Raw genomic sequence first — 25,350 nt, forward strand, 5'->3', positions numbered from 1 at the left:
TGTACCTCTAACTTCTTATGGCTTCCTTCAGACCCCACCGTTGGCCAGTGACGCCCTTGCCATTCAGATTATCTTCCAAGGCATCTTTCAGCCTATCGGGTTTGCCAGCTTCGCTGGGCAAACAAAAAAGCAGCCAATTGGCTGCTTTTTAGTACGTATTATCATTATTTAGTTAGAAATGGGTAGCATTATTGAACTGCTGCAAACTCTTCTTTAGAAAGTTCACCATTACCATCTGCATCTAATTCATCAAATATTTGTGCAAGCTGCGGGTTTGCCTGCGCTTCTGTTTGGCTAATAACGCCGTCGCCATCTGTATCAAATGAGTCGAAGTCTACTGCTGCAAATGCCGCTGAAGATGATGCTAGTGCGATTAGTGCTAATGTCTTATGTAATGTTTTCATTGTGTTATCCTTAAGCTTAAAGCCTGTTTAATAAAAAATAATAAAGTGAAAATCCTTTTCAAAAATCCATATTCTGTAAATTAATGTGCTGAAAATTAATACTCAGCAAATTCTTCTTTAGAAAGCTCACCGTTGCCATCAACGTCAAGCTCTGCAAATTGCTCCATTAACTCAGCGGCAACCGACGCTTCGGCTTGGCTAATTGTGCCACTGCTATCTACATCAAGTGTTTCAAAGTCGGTGCCTGCAAATACTGCAGATGAAGACGCTAATGCCATTAAAACCAGTGTTGATTGTAACTTTTTCATAATTTAATCCTTCAAGTCTATGTAATATAAATGTATTAACTTTCCCGTGAACACTTGAATTTCCTTATTATTCTTTATCAAAGGCTCCCTTGCCTATTTAGGTTGTCTTTGGCAACTCAGAATATTAATTGTGTTGTAGGGCTTAAGGCTTATGCCTTAGAAAATTCTTCTTTAGATAACTCACCATTTTGGTCAGTATCAAGCTCAGTAAATTTACTCATAAGCTCTGCATCTACCGACGCTTCTGCTTGGCTAATTGCACCATTACCATCTACATCGAGTGTGTCAAAATCTGTTGCTGCAAAAGCCGCTGATGAAGAAGCTAAAGCCATTAGTACCAGTGTTGATTTAAATGTTTTCATAATGTAATTCCTTCATTGGGTTATGATTTAAGCTGTTTAACTTTAATCTTGTTTTGCTCAATACAGCTTAGGTATTACAACTTCGGTGCCATGTTTTTAAATCACAATAAAAACAGTTACTTATACTTATTTAAGCCGTTTGAGGGTGTTTTATAATGATTTTTTGTTGCTTTTTAGCAACAGCTGTTTGATGTTAAATAATTAAAGCTTAAAAATCATAAGGTTAACTTTAATAAAAAAGACACAACACAGCGCAAATAAGCCACTACTGGCTGCTTTAAGTTGATTTTGTAATAAACCCACCATGAACAATTTACTTTTTATAAATTATTAAATAAAAAAACAAATAATAAAGCATTGAAATTTAATAGCTTTTTATAATTAATTTTATTTATTCAGCATTTATGAAGTGTTTTAAAGTAAATGATAATTTTTGTCGCCATTTGGCGAATGCAGGTGATTAGCAGTGAATTGAAACAAAAAACCGCTACATAATCTTAATGCAGCGGCTTTATTATTTTTACGAGAAGTGGAATTAGTTGTTATTTCCAGCCTTGTAACCAATTTTGTGCGTTTTTTAAATCTCGCCAACTAATTGGGTATTGGCTTTTTGAAATTATTGCTTCAGTAACGCACGCAATCACGTTGCTATCCTCATCGTACTCAACCTCTATAATAATAAAGTGTTTTTCTTTATTGATTGCAGGTACTGCAGTCCACTTACTATTAAGTAACTTTTTAGGGTTTAGTTTATTCATAAAATTGCAAAGTCCAACCAAGCTGTAAATATGATAAGCCAATACGCGCTAACAATACGTTTAGCTCAACTATTACTGCACTATTAGCTTACCTTTATACATTTGCATTTGGCAGTGAAAGTCGTACTCACCTACTTTAAGCTCGGGTATTTTTAAGGTATTAGCATCGCCCATTACGAGGGTTTTACTTATATCAAGCTGTGGAAATATGACTGTTTCGCTGCATGGTGCACTATCTTGGCGATCGAAGTTAAGTGTTAACTCTTTACCTGCAACAACTTTAATTTGCGCCGGCTGGTATATACCGTTATCAACCACTATAACTACCTTATTGTCGTTACTTTGCACTTGCTTTGGCTTAAAAAGCCAAAACCAGTACACAATCGCAATTATGAGTAATGCGCCTAATATATTAATCATCAACATAATTATTACTCCTAAATTAAAGGCTTTGGCTTATGATTTTGCTGGTTTAAAAAAGCGTAATCTATTGGCGTTACTAACAACCGTTAGCGATGATAGTGCCATAGCAGCCCCTGCTACTACTGGGTTAAGCAATAATCCAAAAAATGGATATAACAACCCAGCAGCAATTGGAATACCCGCCACATTATAAATAAAGGCACCAAATAGATTTTGCTTAATATTTAAAATGGTCGCGCTACTTACTGCAATTGCATCTGCAAGGCCGTGTAACGATCCGCGCATTAGGGTTATGTCGCCACTTTCTATGGCTATATCAGTGCCTGTGCCAATCGCAAAGCCAACATCGGCTTGTGCTAGTGCCGGTGCATCGTTAATGCCATCGCCCGTCATACCCACTATTTCGCCCTTTGCTTGGCGTTTTATAACTTCATTTACTTTGTCGTCAGGGAGTACTTCTGCAATAAAGTCCTTTATTCCTACTTTTTTAGCAACTGCTTGCGCTGTTGCTTGGTTATCACCTGTGAGCATGACTAAGTGAATGCCTTTATTTTGCAACCGCTTAATTGCTGCAGCTGAGTCTGCTTTAATAGGATCTGCTACAGCAATAATAGCCTGTAGCTGTTGATTAACTGCAAAATACATTGGGGTTTTTGCTTCACTTGCCAATGTTTGTGCCTGCTCGTACGCATCGTCAATTGCAACATGGTATTTATCCATTAAGGCCTTATTACCAAACAACAGCGTTTGTCCATCAAGTGTCCCTATTACTCCTTTACCGGTAAGTGCATCAAAGTCAGTTACTTTACTCAGCGTTAAGTTTAGCGCTTTAGCATAACTTATTATGGCCTCGGCTAATGGATGCTCTGAACTACTCTCTAGGCTAGCAACGTGCTGCATTACTGTGTTTTCATCGCTGTTATTAAAGGTAATAACATCGGTTACCGTTGGCGATCCTTGGGTAATGGTGCCGGTTTTATCTAAAATCATGGTGGTAATTTTAGAAGTTACTTGTAGTGCCTCACCGTTGCGGATCAGTATTCCCGACTCAGCAGCTTTACCTATGCCCACCATTACCGACATTGGCGTTGCTAAACCAAGCGCACACGGACAAGCAATAATAAGCACTGTAGTGACAGCAACTACCGCATAAGCAATTGCTGGCTCAGGGCCAAAGTTTAACCAGGCAAGCCCAGCAAGTATTGCTATTATCATTACCGTGGGAACAAAAATACCCGAAATAACATCTGCTAAACGACCAATTGACGGCTTTGAGTTTTGTGCCCGCTTTACCATATTAATAATATTGGCGAGTGTTGTTTCGCTGCCTATATGGGTCGCTTTGAATAATAATGTTCCGGTTTTATTAATACTACCAGCGACTACCGTATCGCCTATTTGTTTAGTAACCGGCATAGGCTCACCCGTTAGCATTGATTCGTCAACACTACTACTGCCTTCAAGCACTTCGCCATCTACTGATATTTTTTCGCCCGGGCGCACTCGTACCTGATCACTTTTTACTACGTCGCTAATATCAATATCGCGCTCTTGCCCGTCGCGAATAACACGTGCTGTTTTTGGTTGCAGCCCTATTAAACGCTTTATAGCCTCAGAGGTGCGCCCGCGTGCTTTTACTTCTAATGCTAGGCCTAAGCTTATTAAACCAATGATCATTGCTGAGGCTTCAAAGTACACATGCCTTGCCACCTCTGGTAGTAGGTTAGGGGTAATAACGACTACCATAGAATATAACCAAGCAGTACCGGTTCCCAGCGCTATAAGCGTATCCATATTGGCGGCATGGTTTTTAAATGCTTGCCATGCGCCATTGTAAAATTGCTTACCGGCTACGGCCATCACTGCCAACGTGGCTAAACCCACAATAAACCAAGCTATACGTTGAGTCGTGGTTATTACGTTCATATCGAAAATAAGCCCATAAAGCATTAATGGTGCACCTACGCCTAACGCTAATATCATATTGCGCATTAATTTTTTATAATGCGCGTCATCGGCTTTGGCTTTTTCATCGAGCGCATCTTGCTCTGAGTCATTACTCATGGGCTTTGCTTTATAGCCAATGTTTTCTACCGCTGCAATAAGCGCCGCTTCATCCGCTTGCCCTTCCACTTGTACGGTGCGTTGTGCAAAGTTCATTTCTACTCGCTGTGCACCCGATACTGTTTTTAGCGCTTTTTCTATTTTTGCTACGCAGCTGCCACAATTAGCCCCTTCAATAATAAAGTTTTGTGAGCTGCTGTTAATATTATTACTCATTACGCCTCCGGGTTATTTTCTTCAGTGCTAATGGGGTCAACAAATGACTCTATTAAACTACATATATCAGCGCTAGTTGCGCCATCGGGAGAACTTTGCCACTGCTTAACTGCCGCTTGCATTCGTGTGCGCAGCTTAAGCGTTTCTTGAAAAAGAGCTTCGGTTTCGGCTAAGCGTTTAACTATTAGTTTTCGTGTTAATGGGCATGGGCAGTTTCCTTGCTCCGACTCAGTAATAATGTGCTGAATATCTTTAACAGAAAAGCCCAACTGACGAGCATTGATTATAAACTTTAAACGCTGTTGATCAGTTTTTGTATATTCTTGATAACCGTTACTTACACTACGGACTGGTTTGAGCAACTGCATTCGCGTGTAATGGCGAATAGTGTCGGGTGTAACGCTCATTTTATTGGCAAGTTGTTTAACGTACATAGCTCCTCCGTGATAATTCATAGTTTAAAGCTAAATTCATACCTGTAGTGTAAACCTATGTGTCACACATAGGTCAACTTAAATACTTTAAAAACAACAAAGCCGAATAAATTAACTTTATCCGGCTTTATTGTAGTTAAATATATCTAGGGTAGTTACACGCTAAATGCATTTATAAATAATATTAATCTTCAATATTATCAAGCCCTTTGGTGCCATCTTTTGGTTTGAGCTTATGATGAATGGCTGCTTTAATTAACATATACCCACTAATCGGTGCGGTAATTAATAAAAATATAGTAATAAGTACTTCTTTAACACTCACGCCATGTTCGGTATTTGCAAAGTACACCATAGCGGCGGTTAAAATGTTCGCCATACCTAGGGTAGTTGCTTTAGTTGGGCCATGTAAGCGCATAAAAAAATCAGGCAGTTTAACTAATCCTATTGAGCCAATTAAAATAAACACGCCACCTAGTAATAATAATATTGATACTATCCATTCACTGATCATTGCTATACCTTATTCGATTATATCGCCGCGAAGTAAATACTTACATAATGCTACTGTGCTTATAAAGCCTAGCATTGCAATTAATAAAGCCGCTTCAAAGTACAACCCCGTGCTCATACTTATACTGTATAAAATAATCAGCGCAATCACGTTTATATACATAGTATCGAGCGCTAAAATACGATCGGGAACCGATGGACCAATTACCAAACGCCATAAATTTAACAATAGCGCTAATCCAATCATGCTAAATACAATTAATAATACGGTTTCTAACATTGAAATATCTCCTTTAAGGGAGCCTCATAACGCTCTTTTATTTGTTTAATAAGTGCTTGCTCGTCTTTAAGATCAAGTACATGAATAAGCAAATAACGCTGTGTTGGTTGCTCACCTTTATTAAGTGATTCTAAAATAGGATATACCTCAGCGCTCACAGTGCCTGGGGTGAGTGACACGCAGCTTGCCAAAATAGTAATCGGCATTTCATGAGTTAAATCTACGGGTACTTTAACAAATGCTGGGCGCATGTTTTTACTTGGCCCAAGTATTAATACAGCCACTTGTAAATTAGCCACTATAATATCGTACAGTACAATAAAAACCTGTTTAAAGGCTAATCCGGGCCTTAAAATTAGCGGCTGAGGATCGCGAAACGATATAGTAAATAATGGAATAATAATCGCGAATATAGCCGCTAATACCAAGTGCCCTGCAGACACACTATTATTTAATAACAGCCAAACTATAAACAAAAACACACTACGAAATGGCGTAGGTAATAATCTAAAACGTGCTTTTAGTCGCATTAAACACCTCCTTTAAGCACAGCATTAATACCACCACTTATGTCGTGTAATTGGGTTGCGGCCTTTATGGTGTACTCACTAATAGCACCACCAAAAACAACTAGCATTACTGAGCTAATAAGTAACCCCACAATAGAAATTACTTGCAATGGATGCGCGTTTGGTGCGTCATTTGGCTCACTACCTGTGTACTTACCTTCCCAAAACAAACTAGTTCCTGCGCGTGCTAGTGCAATAATTAACACTAAACTGGTAATTAAGTAAGCAGGCCAAAACACCAATGCATTTTCACTATTAAGTGTTGTTTTTAAAATCCAAATTTTGCCTACAAAGCCTGAAAATGGCGGCATGCCTATTACAGTTAATGCTGCAATAATAAATAACGTACCTAATAAAAACGGCTGTTTTACCACTCTACCTGCTACCAATCTGTCGCCAACTTTACCGCGTTGAATAGAAATTATATCGGCGAGTAAAAATAAAGCAGCACATACCAAAGTTGAGTGTACTAAATAATATAGCAAGGCCGCCGTAGCGTTTATGTTTTGTAACGACACTAAAGCCACCAAAGTACCCACCGACACCAGTACTAAATTGGCAGTGATCTTACGTAAATCCTGAGCGGCTAATACCCCTATGGCCCCTACAACTATCGTTGCAATTGCTAAGCCCCATAACCAAGTTTGCGCCATGTGTTCAAGTTCGCCAGCTTGCTCACCAAACATAACGGTATAAACGCGTAGCATGGCGTACACACCAACTTTGGTCATAATCGCAAATAGCGCAGCAACAACTGGGGCGGCACTTGAATAGGTATTTGGTAACCATAAATGTAGTGGCAACAACGCACTTTTTAAAGCAAATACTACTAATAACAATAGTCCACCGGCTTTAGCTAAATAAACATCGTCGCCAGTAAGTAAAGATATTTTTTGCGCCATATCGGCAATATTTAGCGTGCCTAGTACACCGTATAAAATACCTAAACCAATTAAAAACGCACTCGAACCTACTAAGTTTAAAATAACATAGTGCAATGCAGCTTTAGTTTTTTGCTTGCCACCACCGTGCATAAGCAAGGCATAAGAGGCAATAAGCAGCACTTCAAAAAATACAAATACGTTAAATAAATCGCCAGTTAAAAATGCACCATTTACACCTAAAATTAAAAAGTGAATTAGTGGATGAAAAAAACTGCCGTGTTCATCATCGCCTGCACATCCGTACAGCACAACCATTACGCCTAAAAATGAAGTAAGTGTTACCAACAAGCTAGAGAGCATATCTGCAACAAGTACAATACCAAATGGTGCTGACCAGTTACCTATTGCGTATACGTTAATACCTTCGTTGTGTACGGTTATCAGTAATAAAACACTCACTACAAATGTAATAATGGCCATTACGCCTGAAGCCAAACGACGGGCAAATAAGTTTTTACCACACGGTGGTAATAGTAAAATAATAGCTGCTAGCATAGGCAGCAATACAGGAAGCGATGTTAAATGCTGAATCATTTTTTCACCTTGTACTTACTTTTAACAAGGTGACCATCAACATGGTCATTACCTAAATCTGCACGGCCACGTATTGCTAATATAACCACAAAGGCGGTCATTGCAAAACCAATTACAATGGCTGTTAACACTAAAGCTTGCGGCAGTGGATCGGCGTAATCTGCACCTGTACCTAATACAACAGCTTTATTTGTGGTTAGTCGACCCGATGAAAATAAAAACAAGTTAACTGCGTAAGAAATCATAGTTAGACCAAGCACAACTGGAAAAGTACGTGCTCTTAGCAGTAAAAACACACCGCAACTAATTAATACACCCACGCACGACGCGTATAATAACTCCATTAAACATCACCTTCTTTTTGCTCTGCACTTGTGGTCATATCACCTAAGCTTGCTAATATCATCAATGTGGCACCCACTACGGTTAAGTACACACCAAGGTCAAATACAATGGCACTTGCTAACTCTGTTTTACCAATAAATGGAATGTCAAAATAGTCAAACCACGTGGTTAAAAATGGCTTATCAAAAAACCAGCTACCCACACCCGTGAACATAGCAATAGCGATACCCGAGGCAATAATTTTTCGGTAATTAACATCAAAGCGCTCACTGATCCAAGTAGAGCCATGTGCCATATACTGCAAAATAAAGGCAATAGAAGTAACAAGCCCGGCAATGAAGCCGCCGCCCGGCAAATTATGACCACGTAAGAAAATATAAGCCGACACTAACAGTGCAAGCGGGAGTAAGCTTTGCGAAATACTGGCTAATAAAATAGGGTGGCGCTCGCGTGCCCATGAACGGCCATCACTGTCGGTTGCAGGCATAAACAATGGAATTCGCGATAAAAGCTTAAAAATCCCTAGTGCTGCAATACCTAATACGGTAATTTCGCCCAGCGTATCAAAGCCCCTAAAATCAACTAAAATAACGTTAACTACATTGGTACCGCCACCACCGGTTTTGGCATTGGCAATAAAAAAGTCAGAAATAGAATCAAGCGGACGAGTAAGCAAAGCGTAACAAATACTGGCTATAACAACGCCCACTGTCGAGGCAATACTTAAATCACGTAATATACGCAATGAGCTTGATTCTCTTGGGGTGCTTTGCGGTAAGAAAAACAATGCCAACATAAGTAGTATTATTGTTGCCACTTCTACCGTTAATTGCGTTAAGGCTAAGTCTGGTGCCGAAAAGCGGGTAAACACCACAGCTACCATTAATCCCACAATAGATACCATTAACAAAGCGACCATACGCGATCTATGGCTTATCACTGTGGCAATGGCACCTACAATTAACAAGCTAGCACCTATGCCGTTGTGTAAATCAACCGGTGTATTTGGCACACTTCCCGCTAATTTTTGCATTTCGAATAACGGCCAACCAGCAGCTAATAAAATAACGCCCAACATAATAAATACATAACGTTGCAGTGAGCCATTTTCTGTTTTGTTTATTTTATCTTGGCTCCAATCAATAACGCATTGTACTAAATGATCAAACATTTTTTTAGCGTTTAGCGGCGGTAAAGACGCTTGAAATTGAAACAGGTGTTTACGGTTAACATAAATAAATAAGCCGCCAGCAACTGCCATGGCACTCATTAATAACGGTAAATTAAAGCCATGCCAAATGCTCAGCTGATACTCTGGCATTGCTTTGCCCAGTACTGCTAATGAGGCTGCCGATAAAATACCATCAACTACAAAGTGCGGAAACATGCCAACAAGTAAACACAACACCACTAATATTTCGATGGGTACGCGCATATAACGAGGCGGCTCGTGTGGCGTACGCGGTAAATCTATTGGGTCGCCATTAAAAAACACATCGTGGATAAAGCGCGCCGAATAAGCCACGGCAAATGCCCCCGCAATGGTTGCTAAAACTGGGATTAACCACGACATAGAGCCAAGTACTTGCTGATGCAGTGTTTCGGCAAAAAACATTTCTTTTGAAATAAAGCCATTAAGCAAAGGGACACCCGCCATTGCTGCAGCGGCAACCATAGCAAGCGTTGCTGTGTAGGGCATAAAGCGCCACATACCATTGAGTTTACGCATATCGCGCGTACCTGTTTCATGGTCAATAATACCAGTGGCCATAAACAGTGACGCTTTAAAGGTGGCGTGATTAATAATATGAAAAATAGCGGCAACAGTAGCAAGTTCGGTATCTAGGCCAAGCAATAGCGTAATTAAACCTAAATGACTTATCGTTGAATACGCTAATAAACCTTTTAAATCATGCTTAAATAAAGCCACGTATGCGCCAAATAACAAAGTAATTAAACCTGTTAAGGCAACTAATATAAACCACATTTCGGTGCCCGCTAAGGCCGGATAAAAACGCGCTAACAAAAAGATACCCGCTTTAACCATGGTCGCCGAATGTAAATAGGCGCTCACAGGTGTTGGCGCTGCCATGGCATGAGGTAGCCAAAAATGAAACGGAAATTGGGCCGATTTAGTAAATGCACCTAATAACACTAAAACCAGTGCAAGCTCATATAGATCGTGCGATTGAATAATTGCTCTGCTGGCTAAAATTATGTCTAGGTTATAACTGCCAACAATGTCGCCAATTATCAGTAACCCACCAAGCAGCGCTAAACCACCGGCTCCGGTAACTGTAAGCGCCATACGTGCGCCCTTGCGCGCCTCTGACTTATGCCACCAATAACTAATTAATAAAAACGAACTTATACTGGTTAATTCCCAAAACACCCATAGCTGAATAACATTATTAGACATAACAATGCCAAGCATTGCTGTCATAAATAACATTAAGTAGCTATATAGCTTTGCCATTGAGTCGTTATTACTTAAATAATAACGAGAATATAAAATAACCAATAAGCCTATGCCCAAAATCATAAATATAAACAGTAAACTTAGACCGTCTAAGCGCAGGGAGAAATCGAGCCCTAAACTTGGGATCCAAGCAGCACTAAAGCGAATAGTTTCACCGGCAAGTACCGCAGGCGCATGATATAGAGTTATGCAAAGTGCGATTAATGGTGCAAGCATAGTTAAGCTTGTCGCTTGGTTTCGCGTTAGTTTGCCTGTAAATGCAGAAATAACACTGCCAATTAAGGATAGCAGGGGTATCCAGAGCAAAGTCATAGTAAAGGACCTTTTAAAATCATAAATTTATCAATACGCTATTCGTTATAGTTAATTACCAAAGTGACTTGGGCATTAGCTTTTGTGGTCTGCTTTTTTAACAGCATTAATACGTATAGTTATACTGATAAACGCCGTTTTTGTCTATAGAAAGCGCCTCTAGCTGCATAATTATCAAGCAAATTTATATATAAATTAATGCAACAATATCAACTATGTTCGCTTTTCATACGCCTTAGAGTAAAGACTTTAAAATTTAGCGTGGCGTTATTGAGCGTTCCATGAAGGAGTTAAAACGAGGAAATACTGTAAAATGGGTATTTATGTGTGCTTGCCACAACGCTCTGTATTGCGCTGAGAGAGCTAACTGCTGATATTGCATAATAGACCAAGCTTCACTGGGCTTATAAGCCACGGCCCCTTGCTGGCAGCTCTGGCTTTTATACCAACCTACTGGTGGGGTAGCTTCGCTATTTGCTAAAAACAAATTAGGTGCCACAAAACCACTTTGTGCACACAGCCAAACTTGCTTCATTTTTGGTAGCGCGTATTCATCCTCAAAACCATTAAAGTGCATTAATTCATGTAAAAACACTTGGTAACCTGCTTTTGAATTTAATTGCATAATGCCACTGCGCACATTTGCACTTCCCTGCTTGGGCATCATTACTATAAAGTCAAAATCAGTAGGAAGCTGTTTTTTTAGCCTAGCGGTTTGCCAATCGCACTGCGCCATTTTATTTGCTGCACTACTACAATTAATAGCACCGCCAACATAAATCGGTTGTGATAAACAAAAAACCCCAGCACTGGGCTCAGGGCGCTTATTGTATTGCTTTATAAGTTTAGCGAGCTTATATAACCCGCTACGGTGATCGCTCATCATTAACACGTTAAACAAACATTGTTCATCCGCTTTAACCTCTGAACTCAATGATAAAAAACCAAGGCGCTGCATAAACGCTGTGGGCAGGCTGCTATAAGGCTGAGTTGTTTGCAGTTTAAGATGATTTAATGCATCTCCCTCAGGCAATAACCCCTGCTTTGCCAATAATTTAAGATCGCCCCATTGAGATTGAGCTAATAACTCCATCGCTAATGCTTGGCGTTTTGACTCACTCATAGTATGGGTGTTTTTTTGCCAAAATAACTTTGCAGTATCGGTATGGTTATTTTTTAATAATTTAAGTGAATATCTATATTGCGCGGCAGGTATTTTATTTCGCGCTAATGAAGCGAGCGCAATATCAGGGAGTTGCTGTAAATGCAGAGAAAAATAATCAGGAAATAGCCAATAACTTTGTATTATATTGGCCTTGGCATTTAAAACCTGCCAAAAGCCAATACTGTTAGCATGATTACTCGAGCCACTAATTAATAGGCTACACAGTAATACTACCGCTAGTTTATAACGCTTAGCTTTCGTCAACACCTGTCATCAGCTCAAGTTCTAATCGCGCATATTTATATTCAATAAACTCATGCACGTTGGTAGCCAGTGCCAGCTTAAAATAATCAGCGGCTAAATTAATATTACCTGCTGCTTGATGCGATTTTGCCAAATAAAAGTAAGCCTCGCATAATCGCTGTGCGTATTCTTGCTCTGATTTAACCCCATCACTAATAACAGATAAAAAATCATGTTCGCTAATATCGCCCAGGTAAAGCGCAATTAACTGATACGCCCATTGCGATTCATCAAGTGCTTTAGCATTGGTTTTAAGCACACTAAGTGCTTTAACTTTATCATCCTGTGCTTGCGCTAAAAAAAGCCATAACACACGGTAAGGATCGTTTGGAGAGCGCGCTAAAAACTCATTAAAATCGTTTTGTGCAAGCTCTGCTCTGTCGCCATAGTACAGTGCAATACCACGATTTAAATACGCATATTCATGTTCTTCGTTAAGCTCAAGGGCTGAATCAAAAAGTTCATAGGCTTTTTCATACTGCTGCATTAAGGTATGTTGAATACCTAAAAAATTATACACCTCGGCTAAATCTGGTTTTAATTTAACAGCACGATTAAAGTCAATTCGCGACAACGTGGTCATGCCTAAACTGTCAAATAATACACCCCGATCATAATAAAGTTTTGCTTGTTGCTCAGGGCTTAGATCTACTCTATTTAGTAGCTCTGAATAACGTGCAATTGCAATTTCACTTCTAAAATCAGAGGCGAGAGGCGCAGTAAAAGGCACATTAACAATCGGCATTGACTCAGCTTTTGAAGTGCTTTGGCACGCGCTTAAAGACAAAATAGTAAAAGATGCCAAGGCTAAATGTTTGAGTGTCATTAAAATCCTTAATACCAAGGTAAGTAGCAAATAAATAAGACATGCGATGTCTAGTAAGGTTCATATTAACTGCGTTTAGCTAATAAATTATTTAACGCTTTAAAATAATGATATCCATTCAACTTAAGCGCTTAAAATAATTAACTTTAAATTCAATTGCTATAAGCAGTTAGTTTCATTAAAGCATAAAAAAAGGGGCTAAACAGCCCCTTTTTATGTTATCCAGTAAATATAACCGGATTAAGTATTAGCAATTATGCGTCAGTTGGCGCATCAGCTGCAGGTGCTGCAGATTCCATTGCTTCTTTAATACTTAGACGTACACGGCCTTGGCGGTCTACTTCTAGTACTTTAACTTTAACTTCTTGACCTTCAGAAAGGTGATCAGTCACGTTATTAACACGCTCAGTACTAATTTGCGAAATATGTACTAGACCATCTTTACCAGGAAGAATATTTACAAACGCACCAAAATCAACAATACGTACAACTTTACCTTCGTAAATAGTACCTACTTCAAGCTCAGCAGTTAATTGCTCAATGCGGCTAATTGCATTTGCTGCGCTTTCGCCGTCAGTTGCTGCAATTTTGATTGTGCCATCATCACCGATTTCAATCGTTGTGCCAGTTTCTTCAGTAAGTTGACGAATTGTTGCGCCACCTTTACCAATAACTTCAGCGATTTTCTTCTGTGGGATCTTCATAGTATAAATACGTGGAGCAAACTGAGAAAGCTCTTCAGACGGTGCAGAAATTGCTTTGTCCATCACTTCTAAGATATGTAAACGTGCAGCTTTTGCTTGTTTAAGCGCAATTTGCATGATTTCTTGAGTGATACCTTCAATCTTAATGTCCATTTGTAGTGCTGTAATACCGCCAGCAGTACCCGCAACTTTAAAGTCCATGTCGCCTAAGTGATCTTCATCACCTAAGATGTCAGAAAGAACAACAAACTTATCGTCTTCTTTAACTAGACCCATTGCGATACCCGCAACAGACGCTTTAATTGGTACACCAGCATTCATAAGTGCAAGTGAAGTACCACACACAGAAGCCATTGAAGATGAACCGTTTGATTCAGTGATTTCAGATACTACACGGATTGAATATGGGAATTCAGTCAATGTTGGCATTACTGCTGCAATACCACGCTTAGCAAGGTTACCATGGCCGATTTCACGACGCTTAGGAGAACCAACAAAACCAGTTTCGCCTACACAAAATGGAGGGAAGTTGTAGTTAAGCATAAAGTGGTTTTTGTGCGTGCCAGTTAAATCGTCGATTAACTGTGAATCACGCTCTGTACCAAGTGTAGCTGTTACAAGTGCTTGAGTTTCGCCACGAGTAAAGATAGCAGAACCGTGAGTACGCGGTAATACGCCAGTCATTACGTCAAGTGCACGAATCATATCTGGTTCACGACCATCGATACGCTTTTCGCCAGCAGCGATACGGCCACGAACGATTTTCTTCTCAAGTGAACCGAAGATTTTACCAATTTCTTGCTTATCTAAAGACTCGCCTTCAGCAAGTTCGCTTGTTAATACAGCAACAACTTCATCTTTAGCTACGCCAAGTGCTTCTTTACGCGCTACTTTATCTGTAATGCGGTAAGCTTCGCCCACTTTATCAGCAGCAATAGACGCTACTTTCTCTTCAAGTGATACGTTTTTAGCTGGTGCAGTCCAATCCCAAGTAGGCTTGCCTGCTTCTGCTTTAAATTCTTTAATTGCTGTAATGATCGCTTGAGCTTGCTCATGACCATAAACAACCGCACCTAGCATAATGTCTTCTGCAAGTACGTCTGCTTCTGACTCAACCATTAATACTGCGTTATCAGTACCAGCAACAACTAAGTCTAGCTTGCTTTCTTCTAGCTCTTTTAGTGTTGGGTTAAGTACGTATTCGCCGTCGATGTAACCAACGCGAGTAGCACCAATTGGACCACTGAACGGAATACCAGAGATAGCAAGTGCAGCTGAAGTACCAATTAACGCAACCATATCAGGTTGAATTTCAGGGTTAACAGAAACAACAGTAGCAATAACTTGTACTTCGTTTACAAAACCACTTGGGAAAAGTGGACGAATTGGACGGTCAATAAGACGTGCAATAAGTGTTTCGCCATCGTTAGGACGACCTTCGCGCTTTAAGAAACCACCAGGGATACGACCAGCAGCGTACATACGCTCTTGGTAGTTAACTGTTAGTGGGAAAAAGTCTTGGCCAGGTTGCGCTTCACGTTTACCAACAACAGTAACAAGTACTGAAGTGTCGCCAATGCTTGCAAGTACAGCGCCGTCTGCTTGACGAGCGATTGCACCAGTTTCTAGTGTCACTGTGTGTTGACCTAGTTGAAATTCTTTAATAATTGCTTGCACTTAAAATATTCCTTAAATGTTTTAAAATGTTTTTAAGTTGTCATCTAAGTACCAATTACAGTACATAATTGTATTTATTTTAAAATCAATTAAGTACTACAATTGGCGATGACGTAAATAAACGTAACTAAACCTTTTTAGCTACGCGCATAGTATATACCAAAGCGCCGTTAGAATGCGAGTCTAGCTATTAGATAAAAGCTAAGCCTTATGAAGGCTAAAAATGACGACCTTTGCTTACCTATTAAATAGAGGTTTTATTTTATAATTTAAGGTGTTTATAAAACGTCGTGCTGAATTTTAGGCACAAAAAAAGGAGCTAAAAAGCTCCTTTTTTGATAATCAAGTGCTTAGCGACGTAGGCCAAGTTCTTTGATTAACGCAGTATAACGCGTGATGTCTTTACCTTTAAGGTAATCAAGCAATTTACGACGTTGGCTAACTTTGCGAAGCAGACCACGACGTGAATGGAAGTCATGCTTGTGATCAGCAAAGTGACCTTGAAGCTTGTTGATATCAAAAGTAAGTAATGCTACTTGTACTTCAGGTGAACCAGTGTCGCCTTCAGCACGTGCGAATTTAGCAACGATATCGATTTTTTCTTGATTGCTTAGTGACATAATAACTCCAAAAATTAAATTTAAAAGGTGCTTTAGCCGATCACTAATTCAGCCAAAACGATTAAGCGGGCGTATTCTACCAATTGTACAAATAACTACAAGTTAATTATCCCATCAATATAAATAAGCTGCTGAAAATATTTAAAGCAACTATTTATTCGGGTTTTACATAATCATCTTGTTGGCTGGCCAAGCCACGTTTAACTTTTAAATGGCCGCTGGCATTACGCTCGCCTGTGCCAATAAAAATACCGTCAGCTACAACCTTAATTGCGCCTTCAGGCAAATCTATATCAAGGTCTATTGCTTGGCCGTGACTAAAAATACTGCCCTGCTCTTTACTTATCTCAACAACCGGTAAATCAACTAAAGCTGTATCGAGTGGCAATAACAACGCGTCTAAATAAGTAGAAGGTGCAACTTCTTCGTCTTTAGCTTTTGCTAATAACGCTTCAATTTCATCTAGCGACACCATTTTTTCTGCAGGATATTGACCAACCGCAGTGCGGTGCAGCATAACAACGTGTGCGCCACAACCTAGCTTTTCACCTAAGTCGTCAACAATAGTACGAATGTAGGTGCCTTTAGATACATGCGCCGTCATTTGTATTACGTTATTCACTTCATCAAATTCGTCAAACGTTAAGCTAAACACGTTTATTTTTCTGCATTTACGTGGTACTTCAATACCCTCGCGTGCATACTTATATAAAGGCCTACCTTGATACTTAAGCGCCGAGTACATTGACGGGTACTGATCTGACTCACCAACAAAAGCGGCAATTTCTTTAATCAGTTGTTCACGCGTTACATTTACATCTTTAGTGCTAACAATTTCACCATCAGAATCTGATGTCGTTGTTCTCTCGCCTAATTTAGCGCGTACCACATAGGTTTTGTCTGTATCGAGTAAAAACTGTGTAAACTTGGTTGCCTCACCAAAGCAAATAGGCAGCATACCTGTTGCCAATGGATCTAGCGCACCTGTGTGCCCCGCCTTTTGTGCAAAGTACACACCTTTTGTTTGCTGTAGTGCTTTATTTGATGAAATGCCAATTGGTTTGTTTAACAACAAAATACCGTCAACTGGACGGCCTTTACTGCGCTTTGCCATCTGTATTAGTGCCTTCTTCGCTATCTGTATCAATATCTACGTGCTTAGTCTCATCTTCGCTGTTAGTTACGTCATCTTCATGATCAGTGCTGTCTTCAACATCTGTTTCATCTGCAACATGTTTAGCGTTGTCTTCGCGAATAATGGAATCAACTAAGTTAGATATACGCATACCTTCCATTAGTGAGTTATCAACTAAAAACTTTAACTCAGGCATAATACGTGCACGAATACGCTTACCTAGTAACGAGCGGATATAACCGGTCGCTTCGTTAAGTACGTTTGCACTTTGCTTCGCTGCATTATCATCTTGCGTATTAAATACCGTAATGAATATTTTCGCATAAGATAAATCGCGCGATACTTCTACCGCTGACACTGTCACCATACCTAAGCGTGGATCTTTTATTTCGCGTTGTAAAATTACCGCAATTTCTTTTTGAATTTGCTGAGCAACACGATCTGTACGAGAAAATTCTCTCATTGCATTTGTCCTAAAATCATAACCTATTGGAATATAATAATAAGTTAATTAAATAATGGATACACAAATGGGGGCTAAGCCCCCATTTATTAGTCTAGCTAGCTAACAATTAAAGAGTACGTTGTATTTCAACTGTTTCAAATACTTCAATTTGGTCGCCAACACGAACGTCATTGTAGTTCTTAACGCCGATACCACATTCCATGCCGTTACGAACATCAGCAACATCGTCTTTAAAGCGACGAAGTGACTCAAGTTCACCTTCGTAGATAACCACGTTATCACGAAGTACACGAATTGGAGCGCTACGTTTAATAACACCTTCAGTAACCATACAACCAGCAATTGCGCCAATTTTTGGAGACTTAAACACGTCACGAACCTGAGCAAGACCAATAATCTCTTGCTTAAATTCTGGTGCCAACATACCCGACATTGCTTGTTTAACTTCGTCAATCAAGCTGTAGATTACGCTGTAGTAACGCAAGTCTAAGTTTTCAGACTCAATTACTTTACGAGCAGAAGCATCTGCACGAACGTTAAAGCCAACCACAATTGCGTTAGACGCTGCAGCAAGTGTTGCATCAGTTTCGGTAATACCACCAACACCTGAACCTACAATCTTCACTTTCACTTCATCAGTAGAGAGTTTAGTTAGTGAATCAGAGATTGCTTCGATTGAACCTTGAACGTCAGCTTTAAGCACCACGTTAACTTCAGACACATCGCCTTCAGTCATATGACTAAACATGTTTTCAAGCTTAGCTTTTTGTTGACGCGCTAGTTTAACATCACGGAATTTACCTTGACGATATAAAGCAACTTCACGTGCTTTACGCTCATCTTTAACTACAGTTGCTTCGTCGCCTGCAGCCGGAATACCAGAAAGACCTAAAATTTCTACAGGAATAGAAGGACCCGCAGACTTAATGTCTTTTCCGTTTTCATCGCGCATTGCACGAATACGACCATACTCAAGACCACATAATACAATGTCACCTTGGTTAAGCGTACCCGATTGAACAAGTATCGATGCAACTGGACCACGGCCTTTATCTAAGCGTGATTCAATAACAACACCTGCAGCCATACCAACAGTTGGAGCCGTAAGTTCTAGTAGTTCAGATTGGTTTAATACCGCTTCTAAAAGCTCATCAATACCTAAACCTGTTTTTGCAGAGATATGAACGTACTGCGTATCGCCGCCCCATTCTTCAGGAATAACGTCAAGCTGAGCTAGCTCGTTCTTAACGCGATCTGGGTCTACGCCTTCTTTATCCATTTTGTTTACAGCAATGATTAAAGGAACGCCAGCAGCACGTGCATGCTGTACCGCTTCTTTAGTTTGTGGCATAACACCATCATCAGCTGCAACCACTAAGATTACGATATCAGTCGCTTGAGCACCACGAGCACGCATTGAAGTAAATGCGGCGTGACCCGGAGTATCTAAGAAAGTGATCATATTGCCATTAACATCAACATGGTATGCACCAATGTGCTGTGTAATACCACCGGCTTCGCCTGAGGCTACTTTAGCTGAACGAATGTAATCAAGTGTAGATGTTTTACCATGGTCAACGTGACCCATAACAGTTACAACTGGTGCACGTGGCTCAGACTTACCATCTTCATGACGATCGTTTAGTACTTTTTGCTCTAATTCGTTTTCTTTAACAATGATAACTTTGTGGCCCATTTCTTCTGCAACAAGTTGTGCAGCTTCTTGGTCAATCACTTGGTTAATAGTAACCATGTCGCCCATTTTCATCATTGTTTTTACAACTTCAGCGCCTTTAACAGCCATGCGCGACGCAAGCTCTGCAACTGTAATTGTTTCGCTAATACGCACTTCATTTTTAACATCAGCAGTTGGTTTTGTAAAACCATGCTGTAGCGATGTAGGTGCTTTTAACTTGCCTTTATTACGGCCTTTAGACGCTGCAAATTTATCTTTTGCTGGCGCTTTTTTCTTTTTCTTCGCACGGCGTGTGCCTTGCTCATCACGAGCATCAGCAACATCTTCTGCTTCACGTGCGTAAGTAGAAGTTGTAAGGTGGTGATCAGATGTTTCTTCACGCTTCTTACGCTCTTCTTCTTCTTTCTTCCAGCGTGCTGAGTTCTCTTCAGCTAGCTTTCTTGCTTCTTCTGCTTGACGTTTCGCTTCTTCTTCAGCTTTCTTCAATGCGGCCTCTTCTGCTTCTTTTTGCAGACGCTCAGCTTCGATGCGATCTTTCTCAGACTTAGCACTTTGCTCTGGGGTCATCTGCTTTTGTTTCGCTTTACGCTCTGCATCAGCTTTGCGTTTAGCTTCTTCTTTAGCTTTACGATCAGCGTCTTCTTTCGCTTTACGTTCTGCCTCTTGTTTCGCTTTCAATTCTGCGGCTTCTTGTGCAGCTTTTTGCTGCTCTTCAAGGCGCAGTTTTTCTTCAGCGGCTAGGCGTAGCTCTTCTTGCTCTTGCTCCATTGCGCTTTTCTTCACGTAGGTACGTGTTTTGCGAACTTCAACTTGAACAGACTTTGCTTTGCCCGTTGAGCCAGTCACACTTAATGTGCTTTTGCTCTTACGTTGCAATGTCATACGCGCTGGGCCATCTGAACCTGTGCCGCCATGCTGCTTGCTTAAGTGATCAAGTAACGTCGCTTTTTCAGCTTCGGTTACGCTTTCGCCTGCTTGCTTGGTAATACCGGCTTGTGAAAACTGCTGTAGCAATTTATCAACAGTTGTACCTATATCACCGGCTAGTTTTTCAACATTTACTTCTGCCATAGTCTCTAATACCTCCGTTAATAAATTACTCGTCTGCAAACCAACAAATGTTACGTGCAGCCATAATCAGTTCACCTGCTTTTTCAGGTGATAGTTCTGTAATATCCACTAATTCATCAATACCTTGCTCAGCTAAGTCTTCAAGTGTAATTACACCTTTGCTTGCCATAACAAATGCTAAATGACGTTCTAAGCCTTCAAGCGCAAGTAAGTCTTCAGCTGGCTCTGCGCCATCTAAGCTTTCTTCCGTTTTAAGTGCTTTAGTGGTTAATGCGTCTTTTGCACGTGAGCGCAATAGATCAACCGTTTCTTCATCTAAGCCATCAATTTCTAAAAATTCAGATGCCGGTACATACGCAACTTCTTCAAGTGACGAGAAACCTTCGTTAATTAATAATGAAGCGAATTCATCATCAATATCTAAATTTTCAGTAAATAAATTAAGTAACTTATCTGACTCAGCTTCGTTTTTGCTACGCATGTCTTCAACAGTCATTACGTTTAGTTCCCAGCCAGTTAATTGGCTAGCTAAACGAACGTTTTGACCATTACGACCAATAGCTTGTGCTAGGTTATCAGCTTCTACAGCGATATCCATTGAGTGTGTATCTTCATCCATTACGATTGAAGCTACTTCTGCAGGTGCCATTGCGTTAATAACAAATTGTGCTGGGTTGTCATCGTAAAGTACGATATCAACGCGCTCACCGCCAAGTTCTGACGATACAGCTTGAACACGTGCGCCACGCATACCTACACAAGCACCAATTGGGTCAATACGTTTGTCGTTAGACTTAACCGCAATTTTAGCGCGCGAACCTGGATCACGTGCAGCGGCACGTAATTCAATCATTTCTTCGCCGATTTCTGGCACCTCAATGCGGAACAATTCCATTAGCATTTCAGGCTTAGAACGCGTTACAAATAATTGTGCGCCACGTGCTTCTGGCTTAACTTCGTATAGAAGACCACGAATACGATCGCCTGGGCGGAAGTTTTCACGCGGTAGCATGTCGTCACGGTAAATTACCGCTTCAGCATTATTACCTAAATCAAGAACGATCGCGTCACGAGTGGCTTTTTTAACCACACCCGTTACTAACTCACCTTCTTTACTTTTGTATTCTTCTACAACTAAAGCACGCTCAGCTTCACGTACTTTTTGTACGATAACTTGCTTAGCCATTTGGGTTGTAATACGGTCAAATTTAATTGAGTCAATTTGCTCTTCAACGAAGTCACCCATTTGCAAGTCAGGTTCTTCAACTTGCGCTGCTTCTAGGGTAATTTCGCTGTATGGGTTCTCTAAAGACCCATCTTCTAATACTGCAGCAATCTGCCAGCGACGGTAAGTATCGTAGTCACCTGTTTTACGGTCAATTGCTACACGTACGTCGATGTCACCACCGTGCTTTTTCTTTGTTGCTGTTGCTAGAGCGAACTCTAAAGCTTCAAAAATCTTTTCTTTTGGAACCGCTTTCTCATTGGAGACGGCTTCAGCAACCAATAATATCTCTTTTGCCATGGGTTATGCCTCGCTTGCCCTATTCCTTTGCGCTCGAATTAAAACTTTGCAATTATGTTCGCACGCTCAATGTTGCTAAGCATAATTAAATGCTCTGTACCATCACTAGATAGTGTAATCATATCGCTAGTAACTGCTATTAAATCGCCTTTAAAATTACGACGACCGTCTTGTGGAAGTTTAGTACGTAATTGTACTTCCTCTCCTTGCGCCTGCTCGTAGTGATCTTGTTTGAATAATAGACGATCAACACCAGGAGACGATACTTCCAAATCATATTCATTTGTAATTGGGTCTTCGACATCTAAAATCGCACTTATTTGGCGACTCGCATCTGCACAATTATCAACTGAGATCCCAGCCTCATGAGTAATATAAACTCTTAAGGTAGAATGGCGACCCGCTTGTACAAACTCAAGACCATGTAATTCAAAACCTAACATTTCTACCGCTGGCGTTAACATAGCTACTAAATCTTGTTCAAGTTTTGTCACGAAAATCCTCCATACAAACAAAAAAAGGGCTTATAGCCCTAAAATATTGAGTTTAAATTTTGATTTGATCACCATGTCACAAATCAAACAGTGCAGATACAACAACGCCCCGAACCAAGCGGGGCGTCACACCAAAAAGCACAAAACTGTGTGGCCTAGGGCCAAGCTTGGTTGCGAGTCAAAAATCTGACTAAATTAAACTACAGTAGCTTAAACGCAAAACGCGCATTACTTAGAATGCGCGATATAAATTAGTAAGATTAAACCCACTATTATGATTGGTTGCGGGAGCCGGATTTGAACCGACGACCTTCGGGTTATGAGCCCGACGAGCTACCAGACTGCTCCATCCCGCGCCAATAGATACTAAACTTAATAATTTAATATCGCTGTTAGTAATATCTTTCAACATACTAAACAATGGCAGGTATTATAAGTATGTACGCCGTAATTAGCAACCATAATAAGTAATAAGTTTATAAAAAAAGTGACACCAAATAGCGTGTTTATAATTTAACGCGTAATTATTTAATTTTGTTAATTTTTGCACTTATTATCCAAATTTAGGAATTTTTAAATCTATATTTTTATAAAGTAAGCGATCTTGATGTAATAATTTTGCGTATTAAATTTATTTGGCTTAGGCATGACACACTTTAATACTCTTAGACTCATTTTGGGCGATCAGCTCAACCCTGCTCACTCATGGTATAAAGATAAAAAAACCAATACCTTGTATGTTATTGCAGAGCTAAAACAAGAAACCAGCTATGTTAAGCACCATATTCAAAAAATCTGTGCATTTTTTTGCGCTATGGAAAACTTTGCAACAGCATTAAACCAAGCCGGATTTAATGTACTGCATTTAACATTAAACGAAACCTGTAATGATGAAGATTTACCCGCATTGCTTACCCGTATAGCAGCGCAACATCAATGCAATACTATTGAGTACCAATACCCAGACGAATATAGATTAAAAACCCAGTTAGCCCACTTTGCAAACACCAGCCCATTAACGGTTAGCGGTGTTGACAGCGAGCATTTTTTACTGCCCTTTGAGGAAATAAAACACCGCTTTATAAAAGATAAACACATAACAATGGAGCATTTTTATCGCGCAATGCGCAAACAATTTAATATATTAATGGATAGCAACAAACCACACGGTGGAAAGTGGAACTTTGATAGTAATAACAGAAATAAATTTTCAGCCGCCGACTTAGCTCAAATCCCGCCGCCTAAATTATTTAATAACGATGTAAGTGCTATAATTGCGCGTTTAAATAAACATAATGTTAGCTACTTTGGTAAAGCCGCAGAGCAACTTCCTTGGCCCACAACCCGAAAACAAGCTATTAGCTGCTTAGATTATTTTTGCTTGTATTTACTGCCTCATTTTGGCCAGTTTCAAGATGCAATGACAGAGCAAAGTAAACATAACAGTAGCTTGTACCATAGCCGCTTATCGTTTGCTTTAAATGCAAAGTTAATACACCCACTGTTTGTAATAAAGCGCGTAATAGCCCAATACGAACAACGTCCTAATGATATTTCTATTGCTCAAGTAGAGGGATTTGTTAGGCAAATATTGGGCTGGAGAGAGTACGTACGCGCAATTTACTGGATTAACATGCCAGATTACGCAACTAAAAATCAGCTTAAAGCCAAAAATACATTACCGCCGTATTTTTGGCATGCTAAAACTAAAATGAACTGCATGCACCATGCGCTCTGTGAAAGCTTAACTACAGCATACGCCCATCATATTCAGCGCCTCATGGTTATAGGTAATTTTTGTTTATTAACGGCTATAAACCCAGATGACGTTGATGCTTGGTATTTGGGCGTTTATATAGATGCTATTGAATGGGTAGAAATGCCCAATACTCGGGGTATGAGCCAATTTGCTGATGACGGAATTATTGCCACCAAACCCTATGCGGCAAGCGGTAACTATATTAATAAAATGAGCGACTACTGCAAAAACTGCCACTATAAAGTAAAACAAAAAGTGGGTGATGACGCCTGCCCGTTTAATAGCCTTTACTGGCATTTTATGCACACGCACAGAGCAAAGTTAGAAAAAAACCCACGTATTGGTATGGTGTATAAAAACTGGGATAAACAAGAGAATACGTTACAACAAAGTACATTACAGCAAGCCACTTACTGTTTGAATAATATAGCAAGCCTGTAACTTTTAACTTCTTATCAGGATAGCAAAAAGCCGCTAAAAAGCGGCTTTACGGGGATAATCAAAAACTAAGCTTATTAAATTACTTGCCTTCTATAAGGCTACCACTGCCTATTTCAATTTTGCGTGGCTTAAGTGCTTCTGGTATTTCGCGTTCAAGGTTAATGCTCAATAAGCCATTTGCTAAATCGGCACCAAGTACTTTTACGTGATCCCCCAGCTGAAATTTACGCTCAAAGTTGCGCTCTGCAATACCTTGATGAATAAATTTACGCTCACTGGCTTGCTCTTTACCCGTTTTAATACCCGCAACAACTAGTGTGTTGTTTTCTGACTCTATGCTCAGCTCGCTTTCGCTAAAACCAGCAACTGCCATAGTAATTCGGTATTTGTCTTTATCGAGCGCTTCGATATTGTAAGGAGGAAAGCTTGGCTGCTTATCTGAACTTGCTGCCGCATCCATTAAAGACGCTAAATGATCGAAACCGATGAATGAACGATAAAGGGGTGATAAATCTACTGTACG

At 40.1% G+C, this 25,350-nt stretch carries 23 protein-coding genes, 1 tRNA gene and 1 pseudogene; 1 reads left to right on the top strand and 24 read right to left on the bottom strand.

The genetic code is table 11. The annotated features are described in order from the left end of the window. Positions 1-188: 188 nt before the first annotated feature. The 23 genes and pseudogenes from HC000_RS15055 to HC000_RS15165 form a co-directional block, all read right to left on the bottom strand. Positions 189-404 carry an EF-hand domain-containing protein gene (locus HC000_RS15055; RefSeq protein ID WP_011327705.1) on the bottom strand — a complete coding sequence of 72 codons (216 nt, stop codon included), beginning with the start codon at positions 402-404 and terminating at the stop codon, positions 189-191. Between the two features lie 95 nt (positions 405-499). Further along, a complete protein-coding gene (locus HC000_RS15060; RefSeq protein ID WP_011327704.1) occupies positions 500-712 on the bottom strand; it encodes a calmodulin in 213 nt (70 codons plus the stop codon). Positions 713-861: 149 nt separating this feature from the next. Next, positions 862-1,074, bottom strand: coding sequence for an EF-hand domain-containing protein (locus HC000_RS15065; RefSeq protein ID WP_011327703.1), 213 nt, complete (start codon positions 1,072-1,074; stop codon positions 862-864). A 542-nt stretch (positions 1,075-1,616) separates the two neighbouring features. Continuing rightward, positions 1,617-1,832, bottom strand: coding sequence for a TIGR02450 family Trp-rich protein (locus HC000_RS15070; RefSeq protein ID WP_011327702.1), 216 nt, complete (start codon positions 1,830-1,832; stop codon positions 1,617-1,619). Between the two features lie 72 nt (positions 1,833-1,904). Continuing rightward, a complete protein-coding gene (locus tag HC000_RS15075) occupies positions 1,905-2,258 on the bottom strand; it encodes a cupredoxin domain-containing protein (protein WP_011327701.1) in 354 nt (117 codons plus the stop codon). 30 nt (positions 2,259-2,288) lie between these two features. Continuing rightward, positions 2,289-4,535 (bottom strand): heavy metal translocating P-type ATPase, encoded by a 2,247-nt coding sequence (locus tag HC000_RS15080; RefSeq protein WP_086998339.1) that lies wholly within the window; start codon positions 4,533-4,535, stop codon positions 2,289-2,291. After that, the gene (locus tag HC000_RS15085) at positions 4,535-4,969 is read right to left on the bottom strand and encodes a MerR family transcriptional regulator (protein WP_179808057.1); all 435 of its coding nucleotides are present in this window, start codon (positions 4,967-4,969) and stop codon (positions 4,535-4,537) included. The genes HC000_RS15080 and HC000_RS15085 overlap by 1 nt, the downstream gene beginning before the upstream one ends. Positions 4,970-5,153: 184 nt before the next feature. Continuing rightward, the gene (locus HC000_RS15090) at positions 5,154-5,483 is read right to left on the bottom strand and encodes a Na+/H+ antiporter subunit G (protein WP_011327698.1); all 330 of its coding nucleotides are present in this window, start codon (positions 5,481-5,483) and stop codon (positions 5,154-5,156) included. A gap of 9 nt (positions 5,484-5,492) precedes the next feature. Beyond that, positions 5,493-5,762, bottom strand: a complete 270-nt coding sequence (locus HC000_RS15095) for a K+/H+ antiporter subunit F (protein ID WP_011327697.1) — start codon at positions 5,760-5,762, stop codon at positions 5,493-5,495. After that, a complete protein-coding gene (locus HC000_RS15100; protein ID WP_058372929.1) occupies positions 5,756-6,292 on the bottom strand; it encodes a Na+/H+ antiporter subunit E in 537 nt (178 codons plus the stop codon). The genes HC000_RS15095 and HC000_RS15100 overlap by 7 nt, the downstream gene beginning before the upstream one ends. Then, entirely contained in the window at positions 6,292-7,809 is a 1,518-nt protein-coding gene (locus HC000_RS15105; RefSeq protein ID WP_179808058.1) for a monovalent cation/H+ antiporter subunit D, read from the bottom strand. Before HC000_RS15105 ends, HC000_RS15100 begins: the two co-directional genes overlap by 1 nt. After that, a complete protein-coding gene (locus tag HC000_RS15110; protein ID WP_011327694.1) occupies positions 7,806-8,153 on the bottom strand; it encodes a Na+/H+ antiporter subunit C in 348 nt (115 codons plus the stop codon). Before HC000_RS15110 ends, HC000_RS15105 begins: the two co-directional genes overlap by 4 nt. Beyond that, a complete protein-coding gene (locus tag HC000_RS15115) occupies positions 8,153-10,945 on the bottom strand; it encodes a monovalent cation/H+ antiporter subunit A (RefSeq protein WP_011327693.1) in 2,793 nt (930 codons plus the stop codon). Before HC000_RS15115 ends, HC000_RS15110 begins: the two co-directional genes overlap by 1 nt. Positions 10,946-11,201: 256 nt before the next feature. Beyond that, the gene (locus tag HC000_RS15120; RefSeq protein WP_218911028.1) at positions 11,202-12,374 is read right to left on the bottom strand and encodes a hypothetical protein; all 1,173 of its coding nucleotides are present in this window, start codon (positions 12,372-12,374) and stop codon (positions 11,202-11,204) included. Further along, a complete protein-coding gene (gene nlpI / locus HC000_RS15125) occupies positions 12,361-13,239 on the bottom strand; it encodes a lipoprotein NlpI (RefSeq protein ID WP_011327691.1) in 879 nt (292 codons plus the stop codon). Before nlpI ends, HC000_RS15120 begins: the two co-directional genes overlap by 14 nt. A gap of 254 nt (positions 13,240-13,493) precedes the next feature. Next, the gene (pnp, locus tag HC000_RS15130; protein WP_011327690.1) at positions 13,494-15,620 is read right to left on the bottom strand and encodes a polyribonucleotide nucleotidyltransferase; all 2,127 of its coding nucleotides are present in this window, start codon (positions 15,618-15,620) and stop codon (positions 13,494-13,496) included. A gap of 350 nt (positions 15,621-15,970) precedes the next feature. Continuing rightward, positions 15,971-16,240, bottom strand: coding sequence for a 30S ribosomal protein S15 (gene rpsO / locus HC000_RS15135; protein WP_179808060.1), 270 nt, complete (start codon positions 16,238-16,240; stop codon positions 15,971-15,973). 154 nt (positions 16,241-16,394) lie between these two features. Next, the gene (gene truB / locus HC000_RS15140) at positions 16,395-17,354 is read right to left on the bottom strand and encodes a tRNA pseudouridine(55) synthase TruB (RefSeq protein ID WP_011327688.1); all 960 of its coding nucleotides are present in this window, start codon (positions 17,352-17,354) and stop codon (positions 16,395-16,397) included. 91 nt (positions 17,355-17,445) lie between these two features. Continuing rightward, a pseudogene (rbfA, locus tag HC000_RS15145) lies at positions 17,446-17,838 on the bottom strand (30S ribosome-binding factor RbfA); the annotation flags it as partial. Between the two features lie 109 nt (positions 17,839-17,947). Continuing rightward, the gene (gene infB / locus HC000_RS15150) at positions 17,948-20,608 is read right to left on the bottom strand and encodes a translation initiation factor IF-2 (protein ID WP_011327686.1); all 2,661 of its coding nucleotides are present in this window, start codon (positions 20,606-20,608) and stop codon (positions 17,948-17,950) included. A 25-nt stretch (positions 20,609-20,633) separates the two neighbouring features. Beyond that, entirely contained in the window at positions 20,634-22,133 is a 1,500-nt protein-coding gene (nusA, locus tag HC000_RS15155) for a transcription termination factor NusA (RefSeq protein WP_179808061.1), read from the bottom strand. Between the two features lie 38 nt (positions 22,134-22,171). Continuing rightward, entirely contained in the window at positions 22,172-22,627 is a 456-nt protein-coding gene (gene rimP / locus HC000_RS15160) for a ribosome maturation factor RimP (RefSeq protein ID WP_041454374.1), read from the bottom strand. A gap of 279 nt (positions 22,628-22,906) precedes the next feature. Next, positions 22,907-22,983 (bottom strand) — tRNA-Met (locus tag HC000_RS15165). A gap of 290 nt (positions 22,984-23,273) precedes the next feature. On the opposite strand from HC000_RS15165, the gene HC000_RS15170 reads away from it, so the two are divergent. Next, on the top strand, positions 23,274-24,827 hold the full coding sequence (locus tag HC000_RS15170) for a cryptochrome/photolyase family protein (RefSeq protein ID WP_179808062.1): 1,554 nt from the start codon (positions 23,274-23,276) through the stop codon (positions 24,825-24,827). Positions 24,828-24,906: 79 nt separating this feature from the next. Here HC000_RS15170 and HC000_RS15175 read toward each other — a convergent pair. Then, positions 24,907-25,350 (bottom strand): Hsp20 family protein (locus HC000_RS15175; protein ID WP_179808063.1); only part of this gene is annotated, 444 nt, incomplete at its 5' end.

This window comes from Pseudoalteromonas sp. MIP2626 (assembly GCF_013414205.1).
GTDB classification, from domain to species: Bacteria; Pseudomonadota; Gammaproteobacteria; order Enterobacterales; family Alteromonadaceae; genus Pseudoalteromonas; species Pseudoalteromonas nigrifaciens.

Excerpts from the sequence above, each read along its gene's own strand:
- HC000_RS15055 (WP_011327705.1), bottom strand. The coding sequence starts at position 404 with ATGAAAACATTACATAAGACATTAGCACTAATCGCACTAGCATCATCT.
- HC000_RS15060 (WP_011327704.1), bottom strand. The coding sequence starts at position 712 with ATGAAAAAGTTACAATCAACACTGGTTTTAATGGCATTAGCGTCTTCA.
- HC000_RS15065 (WP_011327703.1), bottom strand. The coding sequence starts at position 1,074 with ATGAAAACATTTAAATCAACACTGGTACTAATGGCTTTAGCTTCTTCA.
- HC000_RS15070 (WP_011327702.1), bottom strand. The coding sequence starts at position 1,832 with ATGAATAAACTAAACCCTAAAAAGTTACTTAATAGTAAGTGGACTGCA.
- HC000_RS15075 (WP_011327701.1), bottom strand. The coding sequence starts at position 2,258 with ATGTTGATGATTAATATATTAGGCGCATTACTCATAATTGCGATTGTG.
- HC000_RS15080 (WP_086998339.1), bottom strand. The coding sequence starts at position 4,535 with ATGAGTAATAATATTAACAGCAGCTCACAAAACTTTATTATTGAAGGG.
- HC000_RS15085 (WP_179808057.1), bottom strand. The coding sequence starts at position 4,969 with ATGTACGTTAAACAACTTGCCAATAAAATGAGCGTTACACCCGACACT.
- HC000_RS15090 (WP_011327698.1), bottom strand. The coding sequence starts at position 5,483 with ATGATCAGTGAATGGATAGTATCAATATTATTATTACTAGGTGGCGTG.
- HC000_RS15095 (WP_011327697.1), bottom strand. The coding sequence starts at position 5,762 with ATGTTAGAAACCGTATTATTAATTGTATTTAGCATGATTGGATTAGCG.
- HC000_RS15100 (WP_058372929.1), bottom strand. The coding sequence starts at position 6,292 with ATGCGACTAAAAGCACGTTTTAGATTATTACCTACGCCATTTCGTAGT.
- HC000_RS15105 (WP_179808058.1), bottom strand. The coding sequence starts at position 7,809 with ATGATTCAGCATTTAACATCGCTTCCTGTATTGCTGCCTATGCTAGCA.
- HC000_RS15110 (WP_011327694.1), bottom strand. The coding sequence starts at position 8,153 with ATGGAGTTATTATACGCGTCGTGCGTGGGTGTATTAATTAGTTGCGGT.
- HC000_RS15115 (WP_011327693.1), bottom strand. The coding sequence starts at position 10,945 with ATGACTTTGCTCTGGATACCCCTGCTATCCTTAATTGGCAGTGTTATT.
- nlpI (WP_011327691.1), bottom strand. The coding sequence starts at position 13,239 with ATGACACTCAAACATTTAGCCTTGGCATCTTTTACTATTTTGTCTTTA.
- rpsO (WP_179808060.1), bottom strand. The coding sequence starts at position 16,240 with ATGTCACTAAGCAATCAAGAAAAAATCGATATCGTTGCTAAATTCGCA.
- truB (WP_011327688.1), bottom strand. The coding sequence starts at position 17,354 with ATGGCAAAGCGCAGTAAAGGCCGTCCAGTTGACGGTATTTTGTTGTTA.
- infB (WP_011327686.1), bottom strand. The coding sequence starts at position 20,608 with ATGGCAGAAGTAAATGTTGAAAAACTAGCCGGTGATATAGGTACAACT.
- nusA (WP_179808061.1), bottom strand. The coding sequence starts at position 22,133 with ATGGCAAAAGAGATATTATTGGTTGCTGAAGCCGTCTCCAATGAGAAA.
- HC000_RS15170 (WP_179808062.1), top strand. The coding sequence starts at position 23,274 with ATGACACACTTTAATACTCTTAGACTCATTTTGGGCGATCAGCTCAAC.